10 protein-coding genes are annotated in these 8,991 nt (G+C 64.1%); 7 read left to right on the top strand and 3 right to left on the bottom strand.

Going from position 1 to position 8,991, the window contains the following annotated elements:
• Window positions 1-256, top strand: a 256-nt coding sequence (locus AWC17_RS33015; RefSeq protein ID WP_208618358.1) for a hypothetical protein, incomplete at its 5' end; no start/stop codon positions are given.
• Between the two features lie 272 nt (window positions 257-528).
• Window positions 529-1,656, top strand: coding sequence for an NAD(P)H-dependent amine dehydrogenase family protein (locus AWC17_RS03750; RefSeq protein WP_046182595.1), 1,128 nt, complete (start codon window positions 529-531; stop codon window positions 1,654-1,656).
• A 6-nt stretch (window positions 1,657-1,662) separates the two neighbouring features.
• Here the strand turns inward: AWC17_RS03750 and AWC17_RS03745 are convergent, their stop codons facing one another.
• Complete coding sequence (locus AWC17_RS03745; protein WP_046182596.1) at window positions 1,663-2,262, bottom strand: TetR/AcrR family transcriptional regulator; 600 nt, start codon at window positions 2,260-2,262, stop codon at window positions 1,663-1,665.
• A 211-nt stretch (window positions 2,263-2,473) separates the two neighbouring features.
• Between AWC17_RS03745 and AWC17_RS03740 the strand changes: the two genes are divergently transcribed.
• From AWC17_RS03740 to AWC17_RS03730, 3 genes are all read left to right on the top strand, one after another.
• Window positions 2,474-3,262, top strand: a complete 789-nt coding sequence (locus tag AWC17_RS03740) for an SDR family NAD(P)-dependent oxidoreductase (RefSeq protein ID WP_046182597.1) — start codon at window positions 2,474-2,476, stop codon at window positions 3,260-3,262.
• Between the two features lie 64 nt (window positions 3,263-3,326).
• Window positions 3,327-4,409, top strand: a complete 1,083-nt coding sequence (locus tag AWC17_RS03735) for an NAD(P)H-dependent amine dehydrogenase family protein (protein ID WP_046182598.1) — start codon at window positions 3,327-3,329, stop codon at window positions 4,407-4,409.
• 4 nt (window positions 4,410-4,413) lie between these two features.
• Window positions 4,414-5,229, top strand: a complete 816-nt coding sequence (locus AWC17_RS03730; RefSeq protein WP_082122898.1) for a mycofactocin-coupled SDR family oxidoreductase — start codon at window positions 4,414-4,416, stop codon at window positions 5,227-5,229.
• 15 nt (window positions 5,230-5,244) lie between these two features.
• On the opposite strand, the gene AWC17_RS03725 is transcribed toward AWC17_RS03730, so the two are convergent.
• Entirely contained in the window at window positions 5,245-5,874 is a 630-nt protein-coding gene (locus AWC17_RS03725; protein WP_046182599.1) for a TetR/AcrR family transcriptional regulator, read from the bottom strand.
• Window positions 5,875-5,966: 92 nt separating this feature from the next.
• Between AWC17_RS03725 and AWC17_RS03720 the strand changes: the two genes are divergently transcribed.
• Together AWC17_RS03720 and AWC17_RS03715 are read left to right on the top strand one after the other, a co-directional pair.
• Window positions 5,967-7,190, top strand: a complete 1,224-nt coding sequence (locus tag AWC17_RS03720; RefSeq protein ID WP_046182600.1) for a cytochrome P450 — start codon at window positions 5,967-5,969, stop codon at window positions 7,188-7,190.
• A 2-nt stretch (window positions 7,191-7,192) separates the two neighbouring features.
• Window positions 7,193-8,179, top strand: a complete 987-nt coding sequence (locus AWC17_RS03715) for an SDR family NAD(P)-dependent oxidoreductase (RefSeq protein ID WP_046182601.1) — start codon at window positions 7,193-7,195, stop codon at window positions 8,177-8,179.
• Here the strand turns inward: AWC17_RS03715 and AWC17_RS03710 are convergent.
• Window positions 8,169-8,837: a hypothetical protein gene (locus AWC17_RS03710; RefSeq protein ID WP_046182602.1), complete on the bottom strand. Its 669-nt coding sequence runs from the start codon at window positions 8,835-8,837 to the stop codon at window positions 8,169-8,171. The two genes, AWC17_RS03715 and AWC17_RS03710, sit on opposite strands and share 11 nt — an antisense overlap.
• Window positions 8,838-8,991: the final 154 nt, after the last annotated feature.

Raw genomic sequence — 8,991 nt, 5'->3', positions numbered from 1 at the left:
GCCACCGCATAGGATCATCAACGCAAGCGAGCGGAACCTATGTCAGACCACTTTTACACCGCTCCTGGGACGCCACCTCGAGTTCGGCCCTTCGGTCTGGATTGCTGAACCGCGCCGCGATCCACACTTCATTGTGCTTGGCGAAGTCCTCGGCAATCGGACCGGCGATCTGACCTGTGCCTCCGGTCACGAGGATCTTGCGGTCTTGCAGCATGGAGCAACCCCTTCGCTCGCCATGAATCACCTAGCTCACTGACTGTACTCAGTAAACGTGCACAGCCGTCAAGGAAGAAGCTGTTCAAATTAGCTTGAGTACCACTTCGGGCGGCCTCACGGCCGACACGTCTGGGCATAGCTACTGACAAGAGTCAGGCGGTAATCGTTGACACCGTGTTGGCGAGATGCCTACGCTCAGCCGCTAAGGCTTGGTGAATTTGTCTGCGAGCTAGCCTCTGCGGCCGGCATGATGCTGCCGGCAAAGAGCCCGCTCGTTCGTCACGACGTTGTCGGGCGTGCAAAGGAGTAGCAATGACGCTGACCCAGGAATCAACAGTCACGGGAAAATCGCCGGCCGAGAAGAAGTATCGCGTTATCCAATGGGGCGTCGGCAACGTCGGAACGGTGGCGCTCCGCCATTTTGCCCATAACCCGGCCTACGAACTGGTCGGGGTGCTCTGCAATCGTCCGGAGAAGGTCGGCAAGGACGCCGGCGAGCTTTGCGGCAAACCACCGACTGGAGTGCTCGCTACCGACGACAAGACGGCCATCGAGGCTCTCGACGCGGATTGCGTGTTCTACGCGCCGTTGTGGTCTGATCCCGACGAAGTCTGCCGCCTGCTGCGCGGTGGGAAGAACGTGGTCGCGTCGGGCGGCGCGTGGTGGTACCGAACCGAGCACAGTCAGGCGGATATCGACAAGATTCACGCCGCGTGCCTCGAGGGCGGCACATCGTTCCACGCAGGTGGCGTTAATCCCGGTTTCGCGGGCGACCTCCTTGTCCTGACGTTGGCCCGGATCGTCAGCCAAATCGACACCATCCACATCTACGAGGTCGTGAATTTCGGCAGGGACACCCTGAAGTACTTGTTCGAGATGGGGATGGGCAGCGATCCGGCCGGTTTCGAGGACGGCCCAAATCGGCTGGGGCAGGCCTGGCCGCTGTTCGCACAGTCAATGGCGATGATCGTCGAGCACATGGGCAAAAAGGTCGAAAGGTACACGACGGAGGTGGAGCTCGGCGTTGCCACGCGGGACATCCCCTTCGAAGGAGGGGAGACCAGCGACATGCCGGGCTTCAAGGGAGTGATCAAGGCGGGTACCGTCGCCCGCCAGCATCACAAGTGGACAGCGTGGGTGGAGGGTCGGCCGCTCATCGTCTTTCACGAGATCTACACGATGGACACCTACGATGCTATTGAGCCACAGGAGGATTGGCCCCAGCACTATCACTACCGCATCGTGATCGAGGGTGACTCATCCACGGAGCTGATCCTCCAAGGGGCGCAGGACCCTGACGGCGGCTACGCGTTGCCCGGCTATACGTGGACCGCGATGGGCCCCGCGAACGCGATTCCCGCCGTCTGCGACGCCCCACCGGGCTTCATGTCCCACAACGAACTTGGGCTCATGCCGCTGCGCGGGGTGATACGCCCGTGACGCGGGTCAGGCCTTGATGCTCCGCAATGTTCGTGCGACATAATCTTCCAGCAGGCTGTGGCCAGTCGGCCAGTGGCTCGTGGTGATCAACAGCGCATAGAGACCCAGCAGGAAGAACACCGCGCTGTTCATGGAATTGACGTCCGGGTCCGTCTCCCCGCGTTCTTGAGCAAGCGCGATCTCCTGGGCGACCAAGACGATCAAGGGGTGATCCCGACCGTCTTCGGTTTGCGGTCGGGTCTGGGAGAAGTGCAGTGCGAGAAAGTCATTGAAGAGCAGATCGCCTAGCCGACGTTCCAATCCGACCACGAGGCGGACAGCCTCGTTCAAGGCTGAGGCCAGGTCGTGCTTGGATTTCAAGAATTGCGCGAACTGCTTGGCGATACGGTCCTCTTCGCGCCGCTCCAATTCGAGCAGAACATGCTCCTTGGTCGGAAAGTGAAAGAAGAAGGTTCCATGGGCGACGCCTGCTGCCGCCACAATGGCGCTGACGTCGGCTTCGGCCATCCCGGCCCTGGCGAACTCGGCGATGGCGGCGCCCATCAATCGCTCCTTCGTCTGCAGGCGCTTTGCTTCGCGCGCAGAGAGCCTGTCCGTTACGGCCATTTCGTTCCTCACAGTTGACTCGACTCAAGCCAGGGCGCCGAGGCTAACCAGACCATTATGCCGTGTTCCGACCAGAAAGACTTGCATAACTTGGTCATTCTTGGACCATCCCTGGCATCGCGGATCCTGATCTTTGATCGTCATTGACTTTAGTCAGCAACGTTCATAGATTGAACTGCGCACATACCCCGCATGGTCAAAGGAGCCCGGCATGGCATTGGAGCAGTTCCGGCTCGATGGACAGGTCGCAATCGTCACTGGCGCCGGAAAGGGCGTCGGCGCGGGGATAGCGCGGGTCTTGGGGGAGGCGGGCGCCACGGTCGTCGGGACCGCACGCACCGAGGCGGATATCGTTGGCACGATTCAAGGAATCGAGTCCGCGGGCGGCAAGGGGCTGGCGCTCGTCGCCGACGCGATGAGTCGTCCCGACGGAGAGCGGGTCGTGAACGCCGCGATGGAGCGGTTTGGCCGCATCGACATTCTCGTCAACAACGTCGGTGGCTCGACCTATGCGAGGTTTCTGGACATCACCGACGAGGACTTTCGGCACACCTTCGACTGGTGTGTGACATCGGCCTTCATCATGAGTCAGCTCGCTGCCCCGCACATGCTCAATGCCGGGCACGGTTCCATCATCAATATCTCGTCGGGCTCCGCTCGGTTCGGCATCCGCGCCCTGACCGCCTATTGCGTTGCGAAGGGCGGCCTCGAAGCGCTTACCCGCGCGATGGCACAGGAACTGGCACCGAAGATTCGCGTCAACGCCATAGCCCTGGGTTCGTTCGCCACCGACGGCCTGAAGGGCAGCCTGGATCTGATGCCCGGGTCGCTGGAGAAGATGCAGGAGGCTACACCGCTGCATCGGCTGGGCGACGTCGAGGACCTCGGGCGGCTCGCGGTATATCTCTGCACCCGCGATTGTTACGCAACCAACGCGACCTTCCATGTCGACGGCGGCATCGACTCCAACAATTCGCCGCTGCCGATACCCGACTACTGACCCGCGCTGCGATTCAACGCGCCATGATGGGTCATCACCCGCCGCTGGAAGGATGAGGGTAGCCGTGCGCAGAGTCATTCAATTCTCCACCGGAAATGTGGGCCGACACTCGTTGCGGGCCATCATCGGCAGACCGGACCTCGAACTGGTCGGCGTTCACGCCGCCAGCGCCGAGAAGATCGGCCAGGATGCAGCGCAGTTGTGCGGACTGGACAAGCCGACCGGCGTCATCGCCACCGACGACATCGACGCGCTGGCGGCCCTCGGTGCCGACTGCGTGGTTTACACGTCTCAGGGCGAAACCCGCCCGATGGAAGCCATCGAACAGATGGCCAAGTTCCTTGCGGCGGGCACCAACGTCGTCGGCACGTCGATGGTCTGGCTCGTCACGCCTCGCCACGCCGACGACTGGCTGCGGGAGCCCCTGGAGCGTGCCTGTGCGGCCGGCAACACCTCGCTCTACGTCAACGGCATCGACCCCGGTTTCTCCGGCGATACGCTGGTGCACGCCGCCGCCAGCCTGACCATCCGCATCTCTTCGATCACCGTGCAGGAGATCTTCGACTACGGAAACTATGACGATGCCGAGTTCACCGGCGCGGCAATGGGATTCGGGACAACGCCGGACGACGACTCGCCGATGATGTTCCTGCCCGGGGTGATCGTGTCGATGTGGGGCGGTCAGGTCCGCAGCCTGGCGGATAATCTCGACATCAAACTGGACGACGTGCGCCAGCGCGTCGAACCTTGGTACACGCCGGAACGAATCGAATGCACGATGATGACGGTGGAGCCGGGACAGATGGGCGCGGTGCGCTTTGCCACCGAGGGCGTGATCGATGACAAGCCGGTGATCACCCTCGAGCACGTCACGAGGCTCACCCAGGCCGCGGCGCCGGACTGGGAGTTCCCGCCCGAGGGGCACACCGGCGTGCACCGCGTCGTCGTGGAGGGCGAACCGCGGGTGGAAATCAACACCCACGTTTCGCACCCCTTGTTCGATTCCACTGATGCGGGCTGCATCTCGACGGCGGGCCGGGCCGTCAATGCGATCGATTGGGTGTGCCGCGCTCCCCAAGGACTGATCGGGGTGGAGGACATCCCGCTGTCCGCGACGATGCGTGGCCTGATGTGGAACGAGCGGTAGCCGGGTGACACCACATCCGGGACGTGTTGCCGGTAAACGCATTCTGATTACTGGTGCCGCCCGCGGGCTGGGGCGCAGCCACGCTCTCCGGCTTGCCGAGGAGGGCGCCGACCTGATCCTGGTCGACATCTGCCGATCTCTGCCCGAGATCGAATATCCCTTGGCCACAGAGCAAGACCTCGACGAGACGGCGCGGCTGGTTCGTGAGTTCGGCCGCCGCTGTGTGAGTCGGGTCGTCGACGTCCGCAACGAGGCCGAGCTCCGCGAGGCGGTCGATGACGGTGTCGCGGTTCTCGGCGGTTTGGATGGCGCCGTCGCCAACGCCGGTGTGCTGACGGTTGCGCCGTGGGACAAGACGACTCTCGAGGACTGGCGCACGGTGGTCGACGTGAACCTTATCGGCGTGTGGAACACCTGTGCGGCGGCCATACCCCACTTGCTTGACCAAGGCGGCGGCAGCCTGGTCAATATCAGCTCTGCCGGTGCCATCAAAGGCTTTCCGCTGCAGCTGCCTTACACAGCCGCGAAGCATGGTGTCGTGGGTTTGACCTTGGCGTTGGCCAACGAACTGGCCGCCCAGAATGTTCGGGTCAACTCGGTGCATCCGACGGGATCTCCCACCGGCATGATCCCGCCGTCGATCGGGGCCGCTCTGGGCGAATTGCGGCCCGACCTGATTCCCATCTTCGTCAATGCGATGCCCACCCCGGCCATCGAGCCCCTAGAGGTCAGCCACGCGGTGCTGTTCCTGCTATCCGACGAGTCCCGCTATGTGACGGGATTGCAGTTCAAGGTCGACGCCGGCGTAACGATCAACTGAATCGCCTACACGGCCCTACAGTGGCCAGGTATTCGGTCCGACCTCGTAACGCAGCGCCGCCGCCGGAGGCAACGGCGGCCGCGCATTGACCGATATCGCGTCGACAACGAGGGCGACATAACGCCGCCAGCCATCGCTACCCGCATCCATCGTCGACAGCACGCCGAAGAGCATCGCGACCAGGCGGGGTAGGTCATCACTGACCAGGTCGGCGCGGACGCTGCCGACTCTCTGACCTTCGCGGGCAAGGTCGCCGAGCGCCTCGTTGAGCGAAACCGAGATGTCAGACGACAGTGACCCGGCCCGGCGTGCAGCGGTCAACAGATTGTGTTCGCGGGCCCCCAGCGAGATCGCCGCTTCGATCAGTTGGGTGAGACCGCGTAGCGGGTCGTCGGCACGCCGGGCGTTGTCGATCACCGGCGTGAGGTCCTCGGCGATGCTTTGATCCAGGGCGGCCCGGACCAGGTCGGCCTTCGTCGGGAACCTGCGGTAGAGGGTTCGCTCACCCACGCCCGCGCGGCGCGCGACCGCTTCGACCGCGGCATCGGGCCCCAGCTCGCTATAGACGTCCCGCGCCGCGCGCAGGATGCGCTCGACATTGCGCGCCGCGTCCGCCCGCAATGGCCGGTCCTCAACCGCGGTCATCCCGACAGCCTAACTGACGGTTGACTGCCAACTAGCGTGGCTCTACGCTTTACAACTGGCAGGCATCTGACACTTAATGGGAAACGCGGTTTATGTCAATATCTTTCGAGACCTCCGACTCCTGGCCCGACGCCGAGCTCCCGGTGCTGCCGGTGCCGCGGCCTGGACATTGCCCGCTCGCGCCCCCGCCCGAGTTCGCGGAGTGGCGGGAACAACCCGGGCTACGAAGGGCGATGTTCCAGGGCAACCCGGTCTGGGTGGTCAGCCGCTACCACGACATCAGGGCTGCGCTGGTCGATCCGCGCTTGTCCGCGAAGACCATTCCGGACTCCATGATGCCGACGGACGCCGACAACAAGGTCCCGGTGATGTTCGCGCGCGCCGACGATCCCGAACATCAGCGATTGCGGCGCATGATGACCAGCAACTTCACCTTCCGGCGTTGCGAATCGATGCGGCCGCACATCCAGGAAATGGTCGACCACTATCTCGGCCAGATGGTCTGCAACGGTGCGCCGGCCGATCTGGTGCGTGAATTCGCCTTGCCGGTGCCGTCGATGGTGATCGCGCTGCTGCTGGGGGTGCCGCCCGACGACCTCGAGATCTTCCAGTACAACACCACGAGGGGGCTCGACCAGAGGTGCACCGACGAGGAGAGGGGCCAGGCCTTTGGGGCCATGTACGCCTACATCCAGGAGTTGGTGCAACGCAAGGAACGCGAACCCGGCGACGACCTGATCAGCCGCCTGGTCACCGAATACGTGGCGACGGGCCAACTCGACCATGCCACCACGGCGATGAACAGTGTGATCATGATGCAGGCCGGCCACGAAACCACCGCCAACATGATCTCGTTGGGAACGGTTGCGCTGCTGGAACATCCCGACGTGTTCGAGCGACTCGGCCGAACCGACGACCCTGCGGTCATCGCGAACGTCGTCGAAGAGCTCATGCGCTACCTCAGCATCGTGCACAGTCAGGTCGATCGCGTGGCGACCGAAGATCTGATGATCGGTGGTCAGCTAGTTCGCGCCGGGGAGTACGTCATGATGAGCCTGCTCGCCGGGAACTGGGACGCCGAATTCGTCGACAATCCCGAATCATTCGATGTCGGCCGAAACACCCGCGGGCATTTGGGCTTCGGGTACGGCGTGCACCAATGCATCGGAGCGAACCTGGCCCGCGTCGAGATGCAGGTCGCGTTCGCCACGCTGGCGCGCCGACTACCCGGGCTCAAACTGGCGGTGCCGCCGGAGGAACTGAGGTTCAAAGAGGCCAACATCTACGGCATGAAAGAACTTCCGGTGAGCTGGTAGCGATGTCGACGAACGAGCTGCGATTCGACGATCAGGTTGCCGTAATCACCGGCGCCGGTGGTGGCCTGGGCAGGCAGTACGCGCTGCTGCTGGCCTCCCGCGGTGCGCGCGTCGTCGTCAACGACACCGGCGGATCGGTGACCGGGAATGGCTCCAACGTCGAGGCCGCGAGCGTCACCGCGGGCGAGATCCGCGAACGCGGCGGCGAGGCCGTCGCCGACACCAACAGCGTGACGAGTCCCGAAGGCGCAGAGGCGATTGTCGACACCGCCCTGCGCGCGTGGGGACGCGTGGACATCCTGATCAACAACGCGGGCATCGTCGGTGACGCGCCGTTCGAAGACATGACCGCCGATCGGCTTCAACCCCTACTTGACGTCCACTTGAACGGTGCGTTCTACGTGACGCGGCCCGCGTGGTGGGCCATGCGCAAGCAGCGCTACGGCCGGGTGCTCAACACCTGCTCGGCCGCAGGAATCCTTGGCGCTGAGCGCATGAGCAACTACGGCGCCGCGAAAACCGGGTTGATCGGTCTTACCCGGGTGCTGGCCGCCGAGGGGGCCGAGCACGGCATCAAGGTCAATGCCATTGCGCCGATCGCCTACACGCGGATGCTGACCCACTCGCTCGACGGCGCAACCGGCCGGCCCGCGGTGGAAAATGACGCGGCGGCACAGGCGGTATTGGATGACCTTGTGGGCCAATACCTTCAGAAGCTGGATCCGGCACACGTCGCGCCGGTGGCCGCGTTCCTGACGCACCGGGATTGCCCGGTCTCCGGCGAGATCTACACGGTGGGCGCCGGACATGTCGCGCGCTTCTTCATCGGCAGGACAAAGGGTTTCTATGACCCGGCGCTGTCGATCGAGGAAGTGCGTGACCATCTCGACGAGATCCGCGACGAAGCCGGCTACACGGTTCCGGGTGGGCCCGCCGACGAGATGGCCGAGCTGTTCGCGACCATCGCCACCCAGGGGCTCAGCAGGTGAACGCCGTGCCGACGCCGTCCGGCGCCGGCCCCGACCGTAGGCAGCCGAACGGCTCAATGCCGGCGGGACTCAATCGTGCGGCCGACTGGTGGGCGTAGTTCACGCAATACAGCCCGGTTTGATCGGCGCGGCAACGATAGTCGCCGAATGACAGCGAATCACCGTTCGCCAGTTCCGAACCGTTGCCATTGAGGAACGGACCGGGATCGGCGCGCGACGCACCCACCTGCAGGTTCACGCCGTCGAAGGTCACCCAACCGCCCTGCCAGTCGCCGTAGGACGTCGGGGGTGCGGGCGGTGGATTGGTCAGGCTCACCAGGCAGACCAAAGCGCCACCCGTGTGCTTAGAATCGGTCAGGCAGGATGCTTTGCCCGCCACCGCCGTGAAGGCGATGTCTGTGCCGAGGGGCGTGGTCGCACCGTCGCGCATCGCGCTGTGATAGCGACCCGGATCCGCGGGGTGGCCCGCCTCGATCCACGCGATGACGTCGGAGATCGGAGCCTTGGCTGCCGGCGCGGCCGACGGGGCCGGTGGTTTGTTTCCCGACGGAGTGGTGGACGCGCCCGTGGAAGTCTGAGTTTGCTGCGACTGGCCGCCGACCGTGTGAGAACACCCGGCGATCAGCAACGACGCTGCGAGCAGCGCGGCAATCCGCATCCAGTCAGGCTAACCGCCATGCCCGAAAAATAACGCGCTGCGCGCGCGTTACGCCCGTCATGTCGGCTACCGTCGGGTCAGTGTCAGGGTGAGGTGCCGCTTGTTGCGGTGGTTGGATCCTGATCACCTGATGTTTGGCTCGTACCGTCGGTGC

This window comes from Mycobacterium nebraskense (assembly GCF_002102255.1).
GTDB classification, from domain to species: Bacteria; Actinomycetota; Actinomycetes; order Mycobacteriales; family Mycobacteriaceae; genus Mycobacterium; species Mycobacterium nebraskense.
Note: the sequence above shows the minus strand (reverse complement) of the source record. Positions and strands in the feature narration are given on the sequence as shown.

Excerpts from the sequence above, each read along its gene's own strand:
- AWC17_RS03710 (WP_046182602.1), bottom strand. The coding sequence starts at position 8,837 with ATGCGGATTGCCGCGCTGCTCGCAGCGTCGTTGCTGATCGCCGGGTGT.
- AWC17_RS03720 (WP_046182600.1), top strand. The coding sequence starts at position 5,967 with ATGTCAATATCTTTCGAGACCTCCGACTCCTGGCCCGACGCCGAGCTC.
- AWC17_RS03740 (WP_046182597.1), top strand. The coding sequence starts at position 2,474 with ATGGCATTGGAGCAGTTCCGGCTCGATGGACAGGTCGCAATCGTCACT.
- AWC17_RS03725 (WP_046182599.1), bottom strand. The coding sequence starts at position 5,874 with ATGACCGCGGTTGAGGACCGGCCATTGCGGGCGGACGCGGCGCGCAAT.
- AWC17_RS03715 (WP_046182601.1), top strand. The coding sequence starts at position 7,193 with ATGTCGACGAACGAGCTGCGATTCGACGATCAGGTTGCCGTAATCACC.
- AWC17_RS03750 (WP_046182595.1), top strand. The coding sequence starts at position 529 with ATGACGCTGACCCAGGAATCAACAGTCACGGGAAAATCGCCGGCCGAG.
- AWC17_RS03745 (WP_046182596.1), bottom strand. The coding sequence starts at position 2,262 with ATGGCCGTAACGGACAGGCTCTCTGCGCGCGAAGCAAAGCGCCTGCAG.